General features: G+C 41.7%; 20 protein-coding genes. 5 read left to right on the forward strand and 15 right to left on the reverse strand.

All coding sequences use genetic code 11. From position 1 onward, the window contains the following. Positions 1–10: 10 nt before the first annotated feature. Together C8N29_RS07635 and C8N29_RS07640 are read right to left on the reverse strand one after the other, a co-directional pair. Positions 11–1111: a VOC family protein gene (locus tag C8N29_RS07635; RefSeq protein WP_107865470.1), complete on the reverse strand. Its 1101-nt coding sequence runs from the start codon at positions 1109–1111 to the stop codon at positions 11–13. Between the two features lie 234 nt (positions 1112–1345). Next, on the reverse strand, positions 1346–2182 hold the full coding sequence (locus C8N29_RS07640) for a lysophospholipid acyltransferase family protein (protein ID WP_107865471.1): 837 nt from the start codon (positions 2180–2182) through the stop codon (positions 1346–1348). Between the two features lie 147 nt (positions 2183–2329). On the opposite strand from C8N29_RS07640, the gene C8N29_RS07645 reads away from it, so the two are divergent. After that, positions 2330–3028, forward strand: a complete 699-nt coding sequence (locus tag C8N29_RS07645; RefSeq protein WP_107865472.1) for an SRPBCC family protein — start codon at positions 2330–2332, stop codon at positions 3026–3028. A 49-nt stretch (positions 3029–3077) separates the two neighbouring features. On the opposite strand, the gene C8N29_RS07650 is transcribed toward C8N29_RS07645, so the two are convergent. After that, positions 3078–4031 carry a fumarylacetoacetate hydrolase family protein gene (locus C8N29_RS07650; RefSeq protein ID WP_107865473.1) on the reverse strand — a complete coding sequence of 318 codons (954 nt, stop codon included), beginning with the start codon at positions 4029–4031 and terminating at the stop codon, positions 3078–3080. Positions 4032–4140: 109 nt separating this feature from the next. Between C8N29_RS07650 and C8N29_RS07655 the strand changes: the two genes are divergently transcribed. Then, positions 4141–4800 carry a TetR/AcrR family transcriptional regulator gene (locus tag C8N29_RS07655; protein WP_107865474.1) on the forward strand — a complete coding sequence of 220 codons (660 nt, stop codon included), beginning with the start codon at positions 4141–4143 and terminating at the stop codon, positions 4798–4800. 165 nt (positions 4801–4965) lie between these two features. Here the strand turns inward: C8N29_RS07655 and glnG are convergent, their stop codons facing one another. The 4 genes from glnG to C8N29_RS07675 all read right to left on the reverse strand — a co-directional run bounded on the left by glnG (position 4966) and on the right by C8N29_RS07675 (position 8763). Further along, positions 4966–6399, reverse strand: a complete 1434-nt coding sequence (glnG, locus tag C8N29_RS07660) for a nitrogen regulation protein NR(I) (RefSeq protein ID WP_107865475.1) — start codon at positions 6397–6399, stop codon at positions 4966–4968. Next, entirely contained in the window at positions 6383–7483 is a 1101-nt protein-coding gene (glnL, locus tag C8N29_RS07665; RefSeq protein ID WP_107865476.1) for a nitrogen regulation protein NR(II), read from the reverse strand. The genes glnG and glnL overlap by 17 nt, the downstream gene beginning before the upstream one ends. A 385-nt stretch (positions 7484–7868) precedes the next feature. Further along, on the reverse strand, positions 7869–8366 hold the full coding sequence (gene greB, locus C8N29_RS07670) for a transcription elongation factor GreB (RefSeq protein WP_107865477.1): 498 nt from the start codon (positions 8364–8366) through the stop codon (positions 7869–7871). 13 nt (positions 8367–8379) lie between these two features. Next, complete coding sequence (locus C8N29_RS07675; RefSeq protein ID WP_107865478.1) at positions 8380–8763, reverse strand: YkgJ family cysteine cluster protein; 384 nt, start codon at positions 8761–8763, stop codon at positions 8380–8382. A 103-nt stretch (positions 8764–8866) separates the two neighbouring features. Here C8N29_RS07675 and aat point away from each other — a divergent pair, with 103 nt between their 5' ends. Then, the gene (aat, locus tag C8N29_RS07680; RefSeq protein WP_239986989.1) at positions 8867–9580 is read left to right on the forward strand and encodes a leucyl/phenylalanyl-tRNA--protein transferase; all 714 of its coding nucleotides are present in this window, start codon (positions 8867–8869) and stop codon (positions 9578–9580) included. Between the two features lie 334 nt (positions 9581–9914). Further along, a complete protein-coding gene (locus C8N29_RS07685) occupies positions 9915–10631 on the forward strand; it encodes an arginyltransferase (RefSeq protein WP_107865479.1) in 717 nt (238 codons plus the stop codon). Positions 10632–10919: 288 nt separating this feature from the next. Here the strand turns inward: C8N29_RS07685 and C8N29_RS07690 are convergent, their stop codons facing one another. Further along, on the reverse strand, positions 10920–11648 hold the full coding sequence (locus C8N29_RS07690; RefSeq protein WP_107865480.1) for an SRPBCC family protein: 729 nt from the start codon (positions 11646–11648) through the stop codon (positions 10920–10922). Positions 11649–11984: 336 nt separating this feature from the next. On the opposite strand from C8N29_RS07690, the gene C8N29_RS07695 reads away from it, so the two are divergent. Beyond that, positions 11985–12440: a hypothetical protein gene (locus tag C8N29_RS07695; RefSeq protein ID WP_107865481.1), complete on the forward strand. Its 456-nt coding sequence runs from the start codon at positions 11985–11987 to the stop codon at positions 12438–12440. Between the two features lie 125 nt (positions 12441–12565). Here C8N29_RS07695 and C8N29_RS07700 read toward each other — a convergent pair whose 3' ends face one another. From C8N29_RS07700 to tig, 7 genes are all read right to left on the reverse strand, one after another. Beyond that, complete coding sequence (locus C8N29_RS07700) at positions 12566–13381, reverse strand: N-acetylmuramidase domain-containing protein (protein WP_107865482.1); 816 nt, start codon at positions 13379–13381, stop codon at positions 12566–12568. A gap of 130 nt (positions 13382–13511) precedes the next feature. Beyond that, positions 13512–14054, reverse strand: coding sequence for a gamma carbonic anhydrase family protein (locus C8N29_RS07705; protein WP_107865483.1), 543 nt, complete (start codon positions 14052–14054; stop codon positions 13512–13514). Between the two features lie 23 nt (positions 14055–14077). Then, the gene (locus C8N29_RS07710) at positions 14078–15253 is read right to left on the reverse strand and encodes an alpha/beta fold hydrolase (protein ID WP_107865484.1); all 1176 of its coding nucleotides are present in this window, start codon (positions 15251–15253) and stop codon (positions 14078–14080) included. A 315-nt stretch (positions 15254–15568) separates the two neighbouring features. Then, entirely contained in the window at positions 15569–17989 is a 2421-nt protein-coding gene (gene lon / locus C8N29_RS07715; RefSeq protein WP_239986994.1) for an endopeptidase La, read from the reverse strand. A 425-nt stretch (positions 17990–18414) separates the two neighbouring features. After that, positions 18415–19710 (reverse strand): ATP-dependent Clp protease ATP-binding subunit ClpX, encoded by a 1296-nt coding sequence (gene clpX / locus C8N29_RS07720; RefSeq protein WP_476726618.1) that lies wholly within the window; start codon positions 19708–19710, stop codon positions 18415–18417. 263 nt (positions 19711–19973) lie between these two features. Next, positions 19974–20579 carry an ATP-dependent Clp endopeptidase proteolytic subunit ClpP gene (gene clpP / locus C8N29_RS07725; protein ID WP_107865486.1) on the reverse strand — a complete coding sequence of 202 codons (606 nt, stop codon included), beginning with the start codon at positions 20577–20579 and terminating at the stop codon, positions 19974–19976. Between the two features lie 446 nt (positions 20580–21025). Further along, positions 21026–22330 carry a trigger factor gene (gene tig, locus C8N29_RS07730; protein WP_107865487.1) on the reverse strand — a complete coding sequence of 435 codons (1305 nt, stop codon included), beginning with the start codon at positions 22328–22330 and terminating at the stop codon, positions 21026–21028. Positions 22331–22392 lie beyond the last annotated feature (62 nt).

Here is a 22392-nt window from a genome sequence, read left to right on the forward strand (position 1 = left end):
ATTCATCTCCTTAACCTGCGGCACGAATCAGGCTAATTAAGCGTTTTAGGCTTAAATCATCATGTTGTGTATCACGTAAACGAGAAATAACAGTTTGCACTAAGTGTAAAGATGGGATTTTGCCTGCCATATCAGCGGTCACTGCTGGCCCCCACTGGTGTAAAGCTTCGCCATCAAATAAGTGATAACCCGTTGCTACAGAGGCATCAAATAAGTCACCATCGGCATAATGTTCAAACATATCGCCATACTGGTCGCGCCAATAATCAAAAATTTGACTGCCTAAAATATGTCGGCCAATGCCCCATGTATGATGATGTTGACGTTTATGCAAAATTACATTAGCAGCCACCACTGCATCCATATCGGCTAACTCAAACGCGGTATGTAAATGACCAATTTCTACGGCCGATCCCATGGCAATGGTATGATGATCTGTTGGGGTTTCACCACGATCACAACGTAAGAATGCCACCACAGGCACAGGGTCATCGGCCATCATCTGAAAATCAGAGACAATAAAACCAAAGTTTTGTTGATACCATGTCAATGATTTAGCAAAATTAGTCACGCCCATCACGCTATGGCCTAAACGATAGATGCGCGGTGGATGATCGTAATCTAGACGTACTGTACGATTGATACGGGTAATATGTTCAGGACGATTAATATCAACAGGTTCACTACTCATTAATGGCGCTAAGGTTGTTGCGCCATAAATCACCTCAACCATTAAATTATCAGGGTCTTTTAACGTCACTGATTGGCCACCACGCAAAGGATGGTTATCAACAATTGAAACTTGATGCTTAGCAGATAACGTTGCTAAATCTTCATATTTTTCTGCAACAAGGCATAACCCTAAATAACGTGCTGCACCACGTTCAATAATCACTGATGCCGTTTTATCCGCTGTACCACGCAACAAGGCTAAATTGCCATCGTTATGAATACATACTAAACCAAAATCTAAAAAGAAATTCACCGCTTGATGTAAATCTGGACGCGCTAAACGAATAGCAGCCAAACCAGTTACCTTAATTAATGGCTGCTCCGCACAATGAGGGACATGACAAATTTGCGCTAATTTTTGTTGTTCTAACGTTGACATAATGATTCTCCAAAAGCACGAAACAATTTATGTGAAATTATTTCATTTTTGAAGGTATTTCAACTATTTTTTTGAAAATTTTTCAATTTATCGACAAATGGTTAATGATGCACGCGCTCAAGCAATGGCATTGGCAGATTGGCAATACGTTTTGCCTCCGTATTTGTGACACCCAAGGCCAATAAAATCAATTTATTACATGAGTTAAGATACAAGTCGAAAAATAGACTTGGCTTAATCACGTATTTTTCGCCTTAATCGTGCCGACAATGATTGATAAGGGTCGGTTTGACGATACGCCAATAACTCATTAATCCCCTCTTGGACAATATGTTCAACATGATTACGCAAGGCTAATGCGCCTTCGTCAATCGGTAAATGTTGAAATGCTTGCGGATACACTAAAGGAAAAAAACGAAAATACATACGTTGTGGCTTAGGCAATAACGTTGGGCCTATACCTTTGATTAACGGTGGCAACTCTTCACCTTTAACACCTAGATAATCGGTCAATAACCGCCCTAATAAAGTTTCTTTAAGTTCATTATTGTCATATAAAATATCCCAACAATCATCTGCACCCACAGCAGCAAAGGGTTGAATGGGATAATTATTTTCAATGGCCATCCGTGCAAAGCCTGTACGTTTTTTCCAGCGTAATTGATGTTGTTCCCCCTTCCGTTTCATCACCTCCCCACCACCGCCGGGATACACCAAAATATGTTCATTGGCGGCCATCATCGCTTGACAATTTTCACGTGTACCATCAACGGCACCATTGTTAGTTAAGGCTTGTTTCCAAATCGGAATTTTAAAATGTGTGTGCTGTGCCAATGCCCTCATGACAATACCATGTTGTTGATATAACTCTCTGAGCATTAAAGACGCATCAGCAAAAGCCATCATCGAATGATTACCAACCCACAACGCAGGCTTATCTTTACTCACATGCTCATGCCCCCAAAACATAGGCTCTATCAGCCAGTGCCATTTGGCATAGGTATTTATCCAATGTGAACCCAGAGCTAAACGCTCAGCTTCGCTAAAAGCGGTGTAATGCAAACCATCCATCTTGTTGTCCTCTTTTTTATCACCGCTTATCGGATGACGGCGATTATTTTATGAAAATATATCAAAAATGAAATAATTTCAATTATAATCTTAAAAAGAAAATACACACCCCCCTTATTGTTAGTCGTACCATGTGAGGAGTAATCAATGATGTTAAAAACACCCCTCCCTCTCTTGCTTACCACCCTGATGAGTTTAAATAGTTACGCTGCTCTTGAAGATGAAAACAACAACCTTTCCTTACAAGATAAAGATTGGCAATTAGTCAAAAAAGATAATCGTCATGGAATTACAAGTTACTCTAAACTGGAAGATGGCAAATCTTATCGCTCATTTAAGGCCGAAGTCCTTTACGAGCAGCCCTTTGATGTCACCGCCTGCCATCAACTTGATGCCAATAACTTTAGAAAATGGTTTATGAACAGCAAAGAAAGCCGTTTACTACAACGTGTATCAGACACCGAGTTTTATATGTATTTACGTTTTAAAGCCCCATTAGCCGTGCCTGACCGTGATGTGGTGCTAAACGTGTCTATACAACCCTACTCCGAAAAAAAGCCTGTATTAGTCATCTCTTATAAAGCTGTGCCTGATTATTTGCCGCCTGTCAGCAACGTAGTACGTATTCCTGTTTGGGATGTGACGACGGTCATCAAGCCGATTGATAATCAACAAAGCCAAGAAATCACCTTTGGTTATGCCGAAGCAGGCAAGGGTCATATTCCGATTTGGTTAATTAATTTTTTTCAAAAACAAATGCCTTATAGCAATTCTTTAGCCAGAGGACGTGACCTTAAAACCTATCAAGTAGAAGCCAAAAATTGTGATTTTAAGTATAAAGAATAACTTTTGTGATTAATCCCTCGCCCCTTTGAGGAGAGGGATAAACTAAAAATCAAGCATAAACAATCTGATGGCGTTGTACGCCTAAATCAATCTTGCCATCGGCACTGCTAATTTTACATTCGACAATATCACCGTGTTTTAAGTATTGTGGGCGACGTGCTTGGGCTTTATTAAATAAATCAAAACGTAAATTATCGGGTAATAAAGCGGTTGCTCTTACTAAAGCGGGTGACGGTAAACCTAAAGCACAGCCTGACGGTGTGCCAGTCATAATCACATCGCCTGCACTAAAATTAGCAATTTCTGAAAATTCATTGAGCGTTTCAATCGGTTTAAAGACTAAGTTTTTTGTGGAGTCTGACTGACGCACTTGACCATTAACCGTCAGTTGCAAATTTAAGTTATCTAAATAGCTCATTTCATCAGGCGTTAATAAACATAAAATTGGCCCTAGTGGACAAAAAGTACGATAACTTTTACCTTTATGAAACTGCATTTGTGGAATTTGAATATCTCGTGCCGAAATATCGTTACCAATACAAATGCCTGCAATATACTCCGACAAATTTTGGCGATTGACGTTAATGGTACTGTGGGTATCTTTAGCCAAGACTAAACACAGCTCAATTTCATAATCTAATAATTTAACATGTGCTGGTCGAATAATCTGTCCTACAGGATGATGAATCGCGGCAGATGATTTGGTAAAAAACATATTAAAACGTTTAGCATCAGGGTCCATGCCCGAATCTATCATGTGTTGGCGATAATTCGCCCCTTGACATAACACTTTGCCATCTTCAGTAATTGGCGATAATAAGCTCACTGCATTAAAATCTAGCGTATCACTGCTTGCTGATTCAGCGATTTGTTGATGACTATAAGCTAATAAGGCTTTAGTAGTGCTACAAGCTAAGGATAAGGGATAAATAAAACCGTTATCGACCAATCCCCATTGAGGGGCTTGTTGGCCGACAACAAAACGTACAATAGACAAAGACATGGCTGACACTCCACAAAGAAATCTTATAATAGTGAAAGTATTTCATTTATGAAAATATTTCAATTATAATTTACTAAATATTGACATAATCCGACTAACGGAGCAGAACATGACCATTCGTAAACGTGATAGAACGCGAGAAAAATTACTGATTGCTGCACAAGAATTATTATTAGAAGGTGGATTTGCTGCTTTAGGTATTCAACAATTGACTGAACGTGCCGAAGTCGCTTTAGGCACAATTTATAACTATTTTCGTACTCGTGAAGAAGTGGCTGATGCTGTGGTTGAAATGTTGACCAATAGCTTTTTACAAGCAATGACTAAAATCACGGATGGCTTAACTGACCCTGCGGAAATTATGTCTGCCTCCATTCGTCAAACTTTATATTGGATGCAGCCACATTCTGAGTTTGGTCGCATGTTATTTTTAAGTGGTTTACCCATGACACGCTACGTTTATCAAACCCGACAAGGTTTTCATAACGATATGCAATTAGGCATTAGTCAGGGACGTTTTAAGGTCAATCAAGAAGCCGTTATTTCTTCGATGATTGCAGGCGGCGTCATGGCCGTATTATTGGATTTATTTTTAGGACAAGTACAGGCAGAAGTCATTGAAAATGTCGCTGAACAAGCCTTGTTAATGTTGGGTTTGTCTACACAAGAAGCAAAACATATCGCTAATTTACCACTAGATTTTAGCCATGCCCCCTTGTTTCCTTTGTCATCCATCGTATTGTTACCGCCTTTCAGCGAGGCTGTCTAATTTTCTGACAACATACATAGACCATATTAGGATGATGATGCTTTTGAATGAGATAAAAAGGTTGAGGTGATAACAGAAAAAGGGGCATCAGGCCGCGTTAAAACCTGCCCCCCCCTGCTCTCAAACGATGAGACGCCAATACGATTTAGTATTTAGCCGCTTGGTTTAATCTTCTTCCTCATCCCCTGCTACTTCCATTTTTAACTCTTTGATTTTACGAGTTAAGGTATTACGTCCCCAACCCAACACCTCAGCCGCATCACGGCGGCGACCACCTGTATGATTTAAGGCAGCGGTAATCATCACCCGTTCAAAGTTGGGTAAGGCTTGTTCTAATAAGAGTTTGCTGCCATTCGCTAATTCTTTACGTGCCCATTCTGCAAGTCCTTGCTCCCATGTTTGTACCGAACGCACAATTTCGTGGCTACTCACTTGCTGTAATTCGGGCGGTAAATCAGAGGGTAAAATCTCACGGCCTGAAGCCATCACGGTTAACCAGCGACAGGTATTTTCGAGCTGGCGCACATTACCAGGCCACGGTAATTGTTGCAAAAAGGTGGAGGTTTCTAGACGTAATACTTTAGGCTCAACATTCAGCTCTTTGGCGGCTCTGGCTAAAAAATGCTGCGCTAACATGGGCACGTCTTCACGACGGTCACGCAAACGTGGAATATGAATCCGAATCACATTCAAACGATGGTACAAATCTTCCCTAAATTTACCCTCTGCCACTAAACGCTCTAAGTTTTGATGTGTCGCAGCAATAATACGAACATCGACTTTAACGGGAATATGCCCACCGACTCGATAAAACTCACCGTCAGCCAATACGCGTAATAAACGGGTTTGTGTGTCTAATGGCATGTCACCAATTTCATCCAAGAACAAAGAGCCATGATTTGCTTGCTCAAAACGCCCTTGACGTAATTGTGTTGCGCCCGTAAATGCCCCTTTTTCATGGCCAAATAATTCGGACTCCATCAAGTCTTTAGGAATAGCGGCCATATTTAAGGCAATAAACGGTCGACTCGTACGTGGGGAGTGACGATGTAAGGCATGCGCGACCAACTCTTTACCTGTACCCGACTCCCCATTAATTAATACCGTAATATGTGAGTGGGATAGTCTACCAATGGCTCTAAATACTTCCTGCATAGCTGGCGATTCGCCAATAATATCCACACCTTTGGTCGCCGATAATAAAGGCGTACTGGTTTGATGCTGTTCGTGATGGTGAGCAATAGCCCGTTTAGCAAGGCTAATCGCTTCATCCACATCAAAAGGTTTAGGTAAATATTCAAATGCCCCGCCTTGATAGGAAGACACGGCTGAATCTAAGTCTGAATGTGCAGTCATGACAATAACGGGCACATCTGGATGTTCCATACGAATTTTAGCTAATAAGGTTAAACCATCAATACCAGGCATACGAATATCGGTAATAATGGCATGGGGTTTATCTTTTTGTAGTTTAGCAAGTAAGGATTGCGCATCCTCAAATGCTGTCGCATCTAAGCCTTCTTGCATTAAGGCTTTTTCTAATACCCAACGAATAGAGCGATCATCGTCTACAATCCATACTTTATCGGCTGTTGTCATGGCCATTCTCCAAAGGCAAAAATATACTAAAAATGGTTTGTCCTACCCGTGAGTCACATTCAATAAGTCCATGATATAAATGTATAATGTCTTGTGCGATAGATAATCCTAAGCCAGAACCACTGGCACGGCCTGTGACCATCGGATAAAAAATGGTATCGACTAAATTCGCAGGAATACCCGGCCCGTTATCAACGATGTCTATTCTCACTACCAAACGATGCCGCACCGCACCAATGGTAAATTGGCGTTGCGCCCGCGTTCTTAACGTAATGGTCGGAGGACGAATTTGTTTAGGATTTTCTCTTAAGGCTTGTAGTGCATTACCTGTAATATTGAGTAAGGCCTGAATCAGTTGGTCAGGGTCTGCTGTTAGCTCAGGTAAAGATAAATCATAATCCCTCACAATCGTCACTTCGCCTTCTGCTTCAACCAAAATTAAAGAACGTACTCGCTCCAAACACTCGTGAATATTCACAGGCTGTAAATCAGGTAATTTACGTGGGCCTAACATACGGTCAGCCAAATTGCGCAAACGGTCTGCTTCTTCAATAATAATTTGCGTATATTCGCTGAGATGATTATCGGGCAACGCACGTCCGAGTAATTGTGCGGCACCACGTATGCCACCTAACGGATTTTTGATTTCATGGGCAACACCACGTACTAATTGTTTAGTCACCTGATGATTAGATAAAATGGACTCTTCGCGTGAAATACGTAATAAACGGTCAATTTGTTGCATTTCAATCAACAAGCATGGCGGTTCGTGCGGGGTTAATAAGGCAGCAACGGTATAGTCAACTACAACCTCCGTCGTTCCCACACGCATGTGAGCTTCCCGCTTGGTAAACGGGTGTGCCGTTTTGAGGGTATATGCCATTTTTTTCATGGCATCATCGCCAAAATAATCGATAAAAATATTTTCTAAAGGATACCCCACTGCTCGTTGACGACTGACCGCAAGCAACATTTCGGCCGACGGATTGAGATAGCTCACTTTTAGCTGTTCATCAATTAATAAAACAGCGGTATTTAAGTGGTCTAATAGACGCTTAAAAAAGTCTGAGGATGGCGTTAACACGACACATCAATTCCTGATTGGGTGGCTAAAGATGACATCATTTTTCCAGCAAATTAAACAAGCTGTATCCGATTTAACATGCCCGTCTTGCCCTACTCGTCGGCATCATTATGAGGCAGTCCACGGTACACGGTCTCGCATTGGCGTTAATTTGAGGAACGGATGTTGACTACGGTTAGGACAGGCTTGAGCTTCTTTTTAGCAATGTCTCTGTCCTAATTTAGTGCGCTATGCTCTCTGCAATAATCGAACCAACTTTACAAGTCGGACAATAACGCAATTCAATGCCATAAAATAGGGCAAAAAATATTTTTATGCGGCAAAAATAAACAAAAAATGCGCCAACAAAGCGCATTTCTCATCAGACTTAGGTTGTAGCCAGCCCTCAATAACGAATAGAGACTATCAAAAAGTTTGCAACTCCCATCGGACGTTCCACACGTACTTCCTCATCTAGGCCTTTTTTCAGCAAAGCCTTAGCCATTGGCGACTCAATACTAATCCAATGTTGTTTAGGGTCAATTTCATCACAACCGACAATACGAAGTTGCAACATCTCATCGGTTTCAAGATTTTCGAGTTCAACCCACGCGCCAAAATAGACTTGCTGTTGATTACTCGGTTTTTGTTCGACAACTCGCAATTCGGGTAATCGTTTTTCTAGAAAACGTACACGTCGGTCAATTTCACGCAGTAATTTTTTGCCATAGATATATTCTGCATTTTCGGAGCGGTCGCCTTGTGCCGCTGCTTCACTCACTGCACGGGTGACTTCGGGCCGTTTAACTCGCCATAAATAATCCAGTTCGGTTTGCAGTGTGTGAAAACCTTCGGGGGTAATTAATGGACTTTTGGGCAGAGACGGTGGACGATAACGAGACATGTTTCACTTTTACTCAGGCAGTCATTATTGGTTCTAAGCCTAATGCCACCAATGTCAACGGTGGCAAACCGTGTTTTTGTCGCGCTTGATTACAGCGTATATCTATCTGTCCTTGCTCATCTAAAAAATTAAAGTCACGACACGTCGATGAACGCTGTTGATAAATTCGACAGGACACCGTTTGTCCAACTTCACCCTCTAACGCAATACAACGTAAACGATTATCAGGATGGCTCTTCATACAACTATACGTATGATTGACCACGTCTGTCAGCTCTACAGGGACACCGTCTGTGCTACCTTCACTGGTTTCACGCCAATAAAATGACACTCGAAAGGAAGCACAACACGCACCACAGCGTAAACAAGGATTGATAATAGCTTGTGTATCACTCATGTATCTTACCTTTTGATTTTCCTTATAGATGAATTGATTGGCCATACTCACGTCCGCACTTCTATGTCAAAATACATCTGCTAAGTCAAGGAGCTTTGCCATCGTGTCGCCCATTTTTCTAGCTGCTCATCCTAAAAAATTTCCCAATCCCCGTTTAGCTGACGATGAGGGTCTTATTGCGTTTGGGGCAGATTTAAGCGTAGACACCTTATTATTAGCTTATAAAAGTGGCATTTTCCCTTGGTACAACGAGGAAGATTTAACGCCCATTTTATGGTGGTCGCCCAATCCACGTTGTGTTATCAATCCTTTGCATTTTAAGGCTTCTCGCTCACTGCAAAAAACACAAAAGTCAGGACAATATTATATCACTGTCGACCAATGTTTTGAGCAAGTCATCCGTGCTTGTGCTGCGCCTCGTACCTACGCAGATAGCACATGGATTAATGACGCTATCATTAAAAGTTATAGCCAACTGCACCGTATGGGTATTGCACACTCGATTGAAACGTGGACAGCAGACCATCAGTTAGTCGGTGGTTTATATGGCCTGAACCTTGGTCGTCTTTTTTTTGGTGAATCCATGTTTAGCATGGCCACCGATGCGTCTAAAGTCGCCTTTGCTTTTTTAATGCGACGCTGTGCAGGGTGGCAATTTCCTTTAGTGGATTGCCAACTACCCAATAATCACTTATTGAGCTTAGGCGCTTATACGATTCCCCGCGATGACTTTTTAACGATGCTGGCACAAGAACAACAACAGAGCTCGCCCAATTGGCAAGCATGGCAAGGACAAGCGCATCCCTGTTTAATCTAAACCGTTTATCGTCTCTAAAACACTAAATCAGCAAATTCGTCGCGTTTATCTACAATCACTGTTCATACTGTTATGGGTCGTGCTAGAAACAATATAAAAATAGACCTTTTTACTATGAAAATAGCCTCCTGAGATTGAATGTATGACTGACAATCAAACTCCCGATGGCGTTGATATGCCACGGCTTAAGAGGGGATTGATATCTTGTTTTGTAGAGTGGCGAATTTTTTGCATCTAAACTACTTTAGTATGAATGAAGGCTCTGTCTATTGAACGTGTGCTATCGACATCCTCATTTGTTATGCTCTCTATAAAAAGACGTGTGGATAACACCATGACCGCATCATCTGGCTTAAAGTTTTTTAGTACACCACCGCATCACTGTAGTTATTTAGAGGACGAGCAAGCCATTACGCTGTTTGCTGACCCTGAAGCTTCTATTACCAACGCGACCTACCATCAATTATCACTGTACGGTTTTCGTCGTAGCGGTAACTATATTTACAAACCGCAATGTGCAAGCTGTCATGCCTGTGTCTCTGTGCGTATCCCTGTGGCTGCTTTTGCGGCCAATCGTCAACAACGCCGTGTTTGGCAACGTAATCAAGACCTGACTGTACGTAAAGTGCCTGCGACCTATGTCCAAGCACACTACGACCTTTACGCTAAATATATCCGTTATCGCCATGCGGACGGTGATATGTTTCCCCCCTCTGTGGCTCAGTACGTATCTTTTTTATTTGCTGACTGGAGCGAGACATGGCTTTATGAGTTTTATGATGGTTTTAAGCTGATTGCTGTGGCGGTGTGTGATGTCTTAAAAAATGGCCTGTCTGCAGTGTATACGTTTTATGATACCGATGCCGAGAAGCGTAGCCTAGGCACTTATGCCGTACTATGGCAAATTGCCGAAGCTCAGAAAATGGATTTAAGTTTTTTGTACTTGGGATATTGGGTCAAAAACAGTCCTAAAATGGCTTACAAAACCAATTTTCGTCCCTTAGAGGCATTGATAGACCAACTTTGGCGGCCTTTGAATAACTCAGTTTAGACAAACGCTTTATACATTACAGTGATATCTACCCAACATTACTCTCATAATAATCCTATGATTTTTATCACCTCATCTTTATATACCCCCAATAAGTAAGAGCTATTCATTAGGTACTGTTGACACGTTGATTGTGGTTGCGAAAGCGACATTTTTTATTAACAACGCAGCTCACATGCAAAACGTCAACAGCCCCTATAACAATCATTTATTTATGCTAACGCATCCCTGCGTTCTTGCTGCTGACTAAATACCAACATGCGCATTAAGCGACATACACTATTTGCTTCAATTAACTCGCAAAGTGAACTCTGGATTGCTTGCTGGTTTTTGATATTCTTCTAAGGTAGTCATGTATTGGAGTCCCTTAATAATCGAATACGGCGCACTCCGTTGAATAAAATTAGTTGCCCAAACAGGCTCTTTGCCATTAGGGTCTACATAACCTTCGGCTTCTAAACGCACTTTATTTTGCCCAATTGGCGTCATTTTTAATAACATATCCTCAGCTAACATACGAATGAGTGGAGGCTTAACTGGAATATAGTTAGGTGCTGCTTTTACCTTAAAAATAACATACGGGTGATTGCTAGAATAAGGTTCTATCACGGTGTGTAAAATCACATCACGGTCAGGAATCGTCGGTGGCGCATGATGTGCAAGGTATAAGTAATGCTCTGTCTCGCTAACCTTTTTTAATAACTTAATATCTTTAACTTGCCAATACCATTTATAGTAGTTGTCAAAGTCAAATAAGACTCGACCAATGACATCTATCGACGTATTCATAACCGCTTCGACTTTAAATGAACGGAAGCGTTTATCATTTTCGAGTTTGGCATATGACTTAATGGCGCGCCGCTTATCATCTTTCACAATACGCCATTCGTTACCTAACTGTACCGTTAATTCATCTAAGTCATTATCCTCATTTTTAGCCAATACGGGTTGTGCTCCCATCAGAAAAACTGAGCATATTAACGTCAGTTGTAGCATTTTTTTTGCTGTTTTTTGCATTTTTATAACCTAACCATCAATAATATTCACTGTATTTGAACTGATTCAAAAACGAAAAACAAGAATCTAGAAAATTTTATTTTTCTAGTTATTTTATACTACTAATTAATCATTTCACCCCTCTTCCTAGCATATAAAAATAAATATATTTCTTAACACATAAAAATCATACCATATTGTTTTTATTGAATTTTATCAAATTTTATTTGAGAATTTTCTTTTTTTAGTTAATAATTATAGGGCACATAATTGGATTATATATGTGTTTTAAGTGCATTAGGGATTATTGAAGCTGAATATTATATTCACACACTAATGCGGAGCTGACAACGCAAAATGGCCATCCAATATATACACAATAAAATTACCGATGAAATGGGCTATCAAGTCCGAGTCAAAGGAAGAACACGCTATTTTTCCATAAAAAAATATGGTGGTAAACGCAAAACGCTGAAACTTGCCAAAATTGCCGAAAAAGAAATTCTTGATGAAATGGGGCTAAAAAGTAGCTCAGAAAAAACGATGGTCACCTCAATGATACGTAATACGTCGGGCGTACTTGGATTACAAGTACAATGGCGTTCATTTCGTGGCAGTGAAAATGTCTATCCCTATATTACAGGCAGTTGGCGTGCTAAAGACGGAAAAGCACATATTTTTGGTTATTCTATTGAAAAGCATGGCCTCAAAGGGGCTATACAATTAGCGACAGCTAAACGTAAAGCCGCAGGCTTATATGTGATGGATGTTGATGAGGCAGTGCAAATTTTACAAAAGCACGTTTCCTGTTAGTGATGATATACCCCGAGAGAGCACGGCTCTCTCCAATCAATATCTCAACGCAATTTGTATCGCGTGCAAAAATCACGTGCTGCACCGCTACCATCTTGAGCGACTGCTAGTATGTCGCATTTATACTAGCCTCTATTTTTACTATATTTAACGAATGCTTTTGCTATTTTTAAGTCGTACTGTCCTTTTGCATAAGCGACGCCATAATATAAACGGGCAAAATCGGTAAAATTTATTTGCTGTAAGGCGCGTTGCAAGGGAGGATGTGCTTTAACAAAACGTACAAATGCCTCTAATTGCATCGCTTCACTACGATTCATTTTACTAACAAACTCATCTACAGATGCATATTTTAAGGCTTTCCAATGAAAGCCCATAGTCTGAAAAGCACCCCATGCTGTCGACTCTACGGCTGCTTGTTTATCAATACTCATTGCACGGTGTAAGCGCGTCCACTCTAACATGCCAGTCAAATGGTCACCCACTTCAGGATTCACCAAATCAGGGTACATGACAGATAGTTTTTTGATGTGATGACCATTACGCTTTAGACGGGCATAAAAAATATGCCGCTCAAACCGAATACTGGCTAAACCGTGGTCTACAAAGCCCATCCCTAAGCTAATCACTTCGTTAAGTGCTCTCATCACCGCTAACGGAATGTTCAAACTGTCCGCCGCCCGTTCTAAGTCTTGATGCCCCAATAAAGCGGCTGATTTAGTGCCTAGATTTAAGACCGAGCGCGTTTTATCTCCGACAATGCCATCCACGACTAAGCCAACAGAGGTTTGATATGCCATGACCCAATGTTCTGTGGATTCATCAAAAATTTCATTGAGCACAATATCCGCAGGTGGTACTGAAGATAAAGCTAATTGCTGTTTTAAGCTTAGTACACTGGAATCCGTGTCGCCTTTTTTCAAAACGCTGGGGGTCTGCATAACGGATGATACCTTTTGGGGAAATTATCAGAGTCAATTGACGCACTACCTATCGCCAAATGAGACTATTAGACAAAATAAGTGACGTCTAACACGGTGACAGTTTTACAACGCTGCAAAGTCTAGGCCATTAGATACCGCTTTTATGCTTTGCTGCTAAACGCATATAATGTTCAGCCGAATACTTAAAGTGTGCTTTTTCGGCCTCGGTTAACGGTCGTACTTTTTTGACTGGATTTCCCAAATATAAATAACCTGACTCTAATCGTTTATTAGGAGGAACTAAACTACCCGCACCAATCAATACCTGCGGTTCGATGATGACACGGTCTAGTACAATACTACCTACTCCCACCAAAACCTCATCACCAATCGTACAACCATGTAAACTGACATGATGGGCAATCGTCACATGTTTACCAATCACTAAAGGCGCACCCAATGGGTCAGAAGGTCGCTTATGGGTCACATGCAACATGGCAAAATCTTGAATATTAGAGCCTTCACCAATTTTTATACTATTGACGTCACCGCGAATCACAGCACAAGGCCACACCGAACAACCTTGTGCCAACTCGACATCCCCTATCACGACTGCGGTGCTGTCAACAAACACACTATCATCGGCAATCGTTGGCCAAATACCGTCAAAAGGACGTATAGAAGAAGACATCTGAATTTCTCACTAAAAATAAACTAAGGATTTTTGACTGGTCTTGGATAAGGTTTAGAACGCAGTTGTAACCAATCTTTAGCAATCGACCATGTGGTATGAACGGCTTTACTGCCTGTAAACACCCCCGCATGACCACCTGGCACAATATGAAATGTTTTGTCCGTTGAGCTGACAATACTCATAATTGCACGTGCACCTGCAATGCTGACGATTTTGTCATTATCACCTGCAAAGGCTAATAAATTGCTATGGATAGCCTTAAAATCGGCTAAACGTTCACCAATTTTGAACTGACCTTTGGCCATACGATTATACAAGCCCATCTTACGCATCATATCTTGGACAGTCGCACCAGGATAATCAGGCATATTAGTAAACCACTCATTCATGGTCATATAACGCGCAACATAATCATCATCGGCTAAATTACGAATCAACTCCATATAACTGGAAACAACCCCCAAGGGATTTGTCATCTTAAATAACCACGACAAGGTCTTACCATCGACATGAAAACCATCTGCATTCAAATTATCTAAACGGAAAGTTGTTTTACGTCTAATTAAACTGGCAGGCATCGCCAATACCTGACTCACTAAGCCCAAAGGGTTGGCTTTATGCATATCAATTGGGCTGGCGATTGTGATGAGATTGGTGACTTTATCGTCTTCGGGGTGAGAGGCTAAATACATTAAGGCTAATAAACCGCCCATACAATAGCCCATGAGCGATACTTCATCACTGCCACTATGCTCTCGAATAGCTGCCAAGGCTTTAGGAAACCAATCAATGGCATAGTTTTCTAATGACAAATCGGCATTTTCAATGGTTGGTTTACCCCAGTCTATCAAATAGACTTCAAAACCATGTGCTAAGAAATAACGAATCAGGCTTCTATCTGCCAATAAGTCAAAAATCCAAGCAAAAACACCTAAAGGGGGCACCATCACTAAGGGAATAGCAAAACGACGACGACGGACATGCAATGACTGGCCACTTTCTAAAATGAGCGTATCGCAGCTTAAGGGACGGTAATATTTGACTGACATAATACCATCACGAAAAATGACGTCATTTTCCGTCTTATCGGCCAAAATATAATTCTGCTTATTAACACGACGTTGCACAGCATTTTTCATAAAGGCAGCACTTGTTTTGGCAAACCGTGTTGCTTGCTCAAACTTATTAGTCGTCATTATTACGAACTCTCCGATTAGCGATTCAGTGAAACAATGAGGCCACGCTGGCTGTAAAGATTTGCTTATTCAATAAAGCATTGGACTAACACATTTCACCAGCCTTTACTGTGCTTTGTGAAGCCCCTACCATTGAGCACGGTTAGACTGTCAGAAAGGAGCCGTACGTGTGTCCGCCTTAAGCACAAAAGTGTAGCGGATTTTTCAGGAAAATGCTGAATCATATATAGATGAATTTATGAGCCAAAAACGAGAGCCAACAAGTTGTTGGCTCTCATCAGACAAAAATCTACATCACTCGCATCAAATGAAAGACTAATGTGTACTCATACGCTCGTCATCTGTTTCATCTGTGGTTAAGGGTGCATTCGTTGTCGCAGCCAGATTCTCATCCACTAAGGGGGTGGGCTGATGTGTTAACGCAATCGCTAAGACCTCATCAATCCACTTCACCGTTTTAATGTTTAAATCGGCTTTGATATTGTCTGGAATTTCTTTTAAGTCACGAGCATTTTCTTCGGGGATAATCACCGTTTTAATGCCACCACGATGTGCTGCTAGTAACTTTTCTTTTAAGCCACCAATCGGCAATACTTGGCCACGCAAGGTAATTTCACCTGTCATTGCCACATCGGCACGCACTGCAATCCCTGTTAAGACCGAGACAATCGCCGTACACATACCAATCCCTGCACTGGGGCCATCTTTGGGCGTTGCTCCTTCAGGAATGTGGATATGCAAGTCCTGTTGTTCATGGAACTCAGGCGAAATACCTAACATCTTAGAACGTGAACGCACGACGGTAATCGCGGCTTTAATCGACTCCTGCATGACGTCACCCAACTTACCTGTCATGGTAAAACGCCCCTTCCCTTGTGTGGCTACCGCTTCAATGGTTAATAACTCACCACCAACCGATGTCCATGCTAAGCCTGTTACCTGACCGACTTGGTCCTTGTCTTCCGCTTTACCAAAACTAAACTTGTAAACGCCACAGTAGTTTGCCAAGTTTTCATCGGTGACGACTATAGTACCCGTCGCGGCTTGACCCAATACCGCTTCTTTAACCACTTTACGGCACACCTTAGAAATTTCACGCTCTAAGTTACGCACACCTGCTTCGCGGGTATAACGACGCACGAATTCGCGTACTGCACTTTCTTCAATGGTTAATTCTTTTTTACTCAACCCCGCTAAACCAATTTGTTTAGGAATCAAATATTGTTTAGCAATATTGACTTTCTCATCTTCGGTATAACCAGGCAAACGAATCACTTCCATACGGTCTAATAAAGGCGCTGGAATATCCATTGAGTTCGCAGTACAAATAAACATCACTTCCGACAAATCATAGTCCACATCTAGATAGTGGTCATTGAAGTGTTGATTTTGTTCGGGGTCTAATACCTCTAACAAGGCAGATGCTGGGTCACCACGGCTATCTACCCCCATCTTGTCAATTTCATCTAACAAGAATAAGGGATTTTTAACGCCGACTTTGGCCAAGCGCTGAATCAATTTACCTGGCATCGAACCAATATACGTACGGCGATGCCCCCTAATCTCAGATTCATCACGCACGCCTCCCAAAGCCATACGTACAAATTCACGTTTTGTGGCTTTGGCAATCGATTGCCCTAACGAGGTTTTACCTACGCCTGGCGGCCCCACTAAACACAGAACAGGCCCTTGTAGTTTTTTGACGCGTGACTGCACTGCCAAAAACTCTAAGATACGTTCTTTCACTTCTTCTAGGCCATAATGGTCGGCATCTAAAATTTGACGCGCCAATTTCAAGTCAATGCCAATACGGCTGCGTTTTTTCCACGGTACATTGAGCATCCAGTCAATATAACCACGGACTACCGTCGCCTCTGCGGACATCGGTGGCATCATGCGTAATTTTTTTAACTCAGCATCTACTTTTTTACGTGCTTCGGCGGGTAAACCTGCCTTATCAACCCGTTGCTCTAGCTCGGCAAACTCATTTTCTGCACCGCCATTTTCACCTAACTCACCTAATTCTTTATGAATCGCTTTGATTTGCTCATTGAGATAATATTCGCGTTGGGTTTTTTCCATCTGCTTTTTAACACGCCCACGAATACGCTTCTCAACTTTTAATAAGTCAATTTCAGACTCCATGACCCCCATTAAATGTTCAATACGGTCGAGTAAGCTATCTAACTCCAGTATTTGCTGCTTTTCTTCTAGCTTTAAGGAGAGATGTGCGGCAATGGTGTCGCTCAAGCGCTGCGGGTCTTTAATGGCTTGTACAGAGGTCAATACCTCAGCGGCAACTTTTTTGGACTGTTTGACATATTGCTCAAACTCAGACAGCAGGGAGCGCGCTAAGGCCTCAGCTTCGTGATTTGGCAAGGATTCAGCACTCAATTCTTTAACAGTAGCCAGTAGATAACTACCCGTTTCAACCACATCATCAATTTGTGCACGATGTTGGCCTTCTACTAATACTTTGACTGTACCATCAGGTAATTTTAATAATTGTAAAATCGTGGCGACGGTACCCATCGTATATAAGTCTTCGCGTTTTGGGTCATCGTCTGCCGCATCTTTTTGTGCAACAACAAAAATCTTTTTGCTGGCATTCATTGCCGTTTCTAAGGCTTGAATGGATTTATCCCTACCCACAAATAAAGGAATGACCATATGCGGATAGACAACCACATCACGCAATGGCAACAACGGTAAATCAAGCAACATTTGCTCGTACATAACATTCTCCTGTGGCACATCGGGAGGGACAAAGCCACTTTTTTGTCATTAGCTAAAGACTGAGTAAATCCCTGACTATTGATACGCTGTGGTATGGTTGCTTTGATTTTTGTCAATCAACCATTGTCACATCAAACAATACGAGAAGCCTGAGTCCTGTATATCAACCATTGCAAAGAGTTTGCCAGCAATGCTTTAACTTCGTTGGGTCGTATGTTATCAAGCACCCAAAAGACCATATTAAGCACGGTATTCACTTGGCTGTCTCGATAGCGCAATAATTGCTACGAATATGTATTGTTTTAGGGAGATATTGGGAAATTACAAGGTGTAGACGGAGAAATTTAACGAAAAAAAGTGCTTTTGTGCTAATTTTGTGCACCCATCTTGGCTTTGAAGCGCAAGATGAGTGCATATACTCCAGCTTAGGAAGCCTTTAAGTTTGGTGTGTCTTTCGGCTTATCGGCTTGAGCCTCTGTACTTTCACTCTTATAAACCAAAAGAGGCTCTGTCATGTCGGTGATAGTTTTTTCGTCAACAACAACTTTGCTAACACCTTCCATAGAGGGCAAGTCGTACATAGTCCCCAACAGTGCACCCTCTACAATCGAACGTAGTCCACGAGCGCCTGTTTTACGCTCCATCGCTTTTTTAGCAATCGCGCTAATCGCTTCTTCTCTAAACTCTAAAGAGACTTCTTCCATCTCAAACAATTTTTGATATTGTTTAGTTAAGGCATTTCGTGGTTCAGTCAGAATTTGAATCAATGCCGCTTCATTCAATTCTTCTAAAGTTGCAATCACAGGTAAACGACCAATAAACTCAGGAATTAAACCAAATTTGATTAGGTCTTCTGGCTCTACCTCTTTAAATACTTCACCTGCGCTCTTTTCTTGCTCTTTGCTTTTGACACTGGCATTAAAACCAATACCGCTTTTTTCGGAGCGTCCCAAGATGACCTTTTCCAGACCTGCAAATGCACCACCACAAATAAAGAGGATGTTTGAGGTATCTACCTGTAAAAACTCTTGTTGAGGGTGTTTACGGCCACCTTGTGGCGGCACAGAGGCCATTGTACCTTCAATAAGTTTTAATAAGGCTTGTTGTACCCCTTCACCTGAGACATCGCGGGTAATCGAAGGATTTTCTGACTTGCGCGATATTTTGTCGATTTCATCAATATAAACAATGCCACGTTGCGCTTTTTCAACATCATAGTCACATTTTTGTAGCAGCTTCTGAATGATGTTTTCAACATCTTCACCCACGTAACCCGCTTCGGTTAACGTCGTGGCATCGGCCATAGTAAACGGCACGTCCAACAAACGAGCTAAGGTTTCTGCTAATAAGGTCTTGCCTGAACCTGTAGGGCCAATCAATAAAATATTACTTTTGGCTAATTCGACATCGGCGGTTTGTTTACCACCGCTGGTGGTTTTTTTCATGCCTGCACGCAAGCGCTTATAGTGGTTATATACCGCAACGGCTAATACTTTTTTGGCTTGCTCTTGACCAATCACATAATCGTCTAAAGTTTGCTTGATTTCGTGCGGGACAGGTAGGGAGTCACGTACTTTTTGGCCACTTGCCTCTTCTTGTGGCTCTTGGCGAATAATATCATTGCATAACTCGACGCATTCATTACAGATATAAACCGAGGGCCCTGCAATTAACTTCGAGACTTCATGTTGGCTTTTACCGCAAAATGAACAAAATAGCATTTTTTCATTGCGGGCTTTACGGTCGTCACTCATTACGTTTCCTCTTAGTTTATGACACTTGACATGAACACGGTAAGGTATTTGTCAACGCAAGTGCCATAAAACTCCTATGGTATTTCCCCTAAACATCATGCTTAGGTCTGATGGTTAAAAACGAGACTGATGGATTCGTACTTAGTCAACGATATGGGTATCCATCGAAGGGTATTGCCTTTGCTCAATATGCGATAAAGCAATACCTCTTTTTAGTATATATCAAGGTTTTATAAACGCTTCTCTAAGACAGCATCAATTAAGCCATATTGGCGAGCTTCTTCTGCGCCCATAAAATTATCACGGTCTGTATCACGTTCAATACGCGCTAACTCTTGCCCCGTATGCTGTGCTAAACACTCATTCAAACGAGAACGAATTTTTAAAATTTCTTGTGCATGAATCGCGATGTCAGAAGCCTGACCACGAAAGCCACCTAACGGCTGATGAATCATAACCCGTGAATTTGGCAAACAGTAACGTTTACCTTGTGCTCCCGCCGCTAACAAAAATGCCCCCATTGAGCAGGCTTGACCTACGCAAATGGTGCTAACATCGGGTTTAATAAACTGCATAGTGTCATAAATCGCCATCCCTGCTGTCACCGAACCCCCTGGAGAATTGATATATAAATGGATATCTTTATCAGGATTTTCTGATTCTAAAAATAATAACTGCGCCACAATCAGGTTAGCCATGTGGTCTTCCACTTCACCAACCATAAAAATGACACGCTCTTTTAATAAACGGGAATAAATATCAAAGGCACGTTCACCACGGGCAGACTGCTCGACTACCATTGGCACAAGGCCACTATTCATTGGAATCATATTCATTATCTCTAATAGGCACTCTCTGAATACACGCCATCACCTTAGACCGCACAATGACGACTCATCGTGGTGATGAAGCAACTCTTCAGCCCTCAGTCTTTATACCAAACTCTTGGGTGATAAAATTTTGCTACTTTGGGACATTTCTCTTTTAGCAGAAATAGTTGCGCTAATCTAGACGCTGTCTAATCCTTTTTGCCCCTAAGTCAGATTATTGACAGAATCCATACGCAACTAACAAACACTTTGGGATATGCGCGTCTTTTTAGATGAACGGCAGAGGGCATACTCCATAACATAGACAGTATGGCTTTAATAATAATTGATTTAATATGCGTGAACAGGCACACAGCCCTTAAACAACAAGACTCCCAATGGGAGTCTTGTATCAGTGTAGATGGCGGCTTCTACATTCGAGGCTTGTTATCGTACACCTGTAGACAGCGCAATTATTGTTGTGGACGTAACAACTCTTCATAGCTGACGGCTTTATCCGTAATTTGCGCTTTTGCTAAAATCAAATCAACTACTTGGTCTTCTAAAACAGCTGATTCAATTTGTGCCATTTGCTGTTTATTACTGTAGTACCATTGTACCACTTCAGCGGGCTGCTCATAGGACTGTGCAATCTCCTCAACAAAAGAGCGTACACGTTCAGCATCTAATTTCAGTTCATTTTTAACGATAATATCGCTAACCAACAAACCTAAAGCAACTGAACGACGTGAGTTTTCAGCAAATAGCTCATCTGGCAACATTTCTGCTTTGATATTAGCGGCTTTACCACCAAATTGCTGAATCGCTTGTTGACGTTGACGACCAATTTCGTCCGCGACTAAGGCTTTTGGTAAATCAATTTGGTTAGCGGCAACAAGGGCCTCAAATACTGCACCTTTCACTTTAGCACGCACGCCATTACGTAATTCACGCTCCATGTTCTTACGAACATCCGATTGGAATTGTTCGACGTTACCGTCTTTGACACCAAAGGCTTCTAAAAACTGAGCATCTAATTCAGGCAGTACGGCTTTAGTAACTTTTTTCACTGCAATCTTGAATTGTGCTTCTTTACCCGCCAAGTTAGCCGCTTGATAGTCGGCAGGGAAAGTCACCGTAATCGTTGTTTCATCACCTGTTTTAGTACCAACCAACTGTTCCTCAAAACCTGGAATCATGCGGTTGGCACCAATGGTAATGGAGAAGTCTTTTGCTGTACCGCCTTCAAAGGTTTCGCCTGCGACAGAACCTTCAAAGTCAATGACTAAGCGGTCTTGCTCAGCCGCTGCTTCGCTACTATCTTCCCACTTAGCACGTTGACGACGTAAGTTTTCAATCATTTTAGTGACGTCCGCATCTGTGACTTCAGAACTAGGACGTTCTACTGTTAAAGATGCAAAGTCAGCGACGGTGACTTCGGGGTAAACTTCTACGACTGCTGCAAACTCGACATCTTTGCCTTCAGCAAAACTAATGGGCTCAATATTAGGATAGCCTGCTACTTTTAATTGCGATTGCTCAACGGCGGCAACATAGCTGTCACGAATAATGTCATCTAAGGCTTCAGCACGAATGCTAGCACCATAACGCTGTTTAACGATATTTAATGGTACTTTTCCAGGACGGAAACCATCAATTTTAATCGTACGTGCTGTTTGGTTAATTTTTTTGCTAACAGCTTGTTCAACTTGGGTCGCTGGTACAGAAATTTTTAAGCGACGCTCTAAACCAGAAACATTTTCTACGGAAACTTGCATGGCATCCTCTAACTCGGGCAAAAGCAAAGAAGAATTTGTGGCCTAAGAACATCAGTCGCTCT

The organism is Agitococcus lubricus (assembly GCF_003051055.1).
GTDB lineage: Bacteria > Pseudomonadota > Gammaproteobacteria > Pseudomonadales > Moraxellaceae > Agitococcus > Agitococcus lubricus.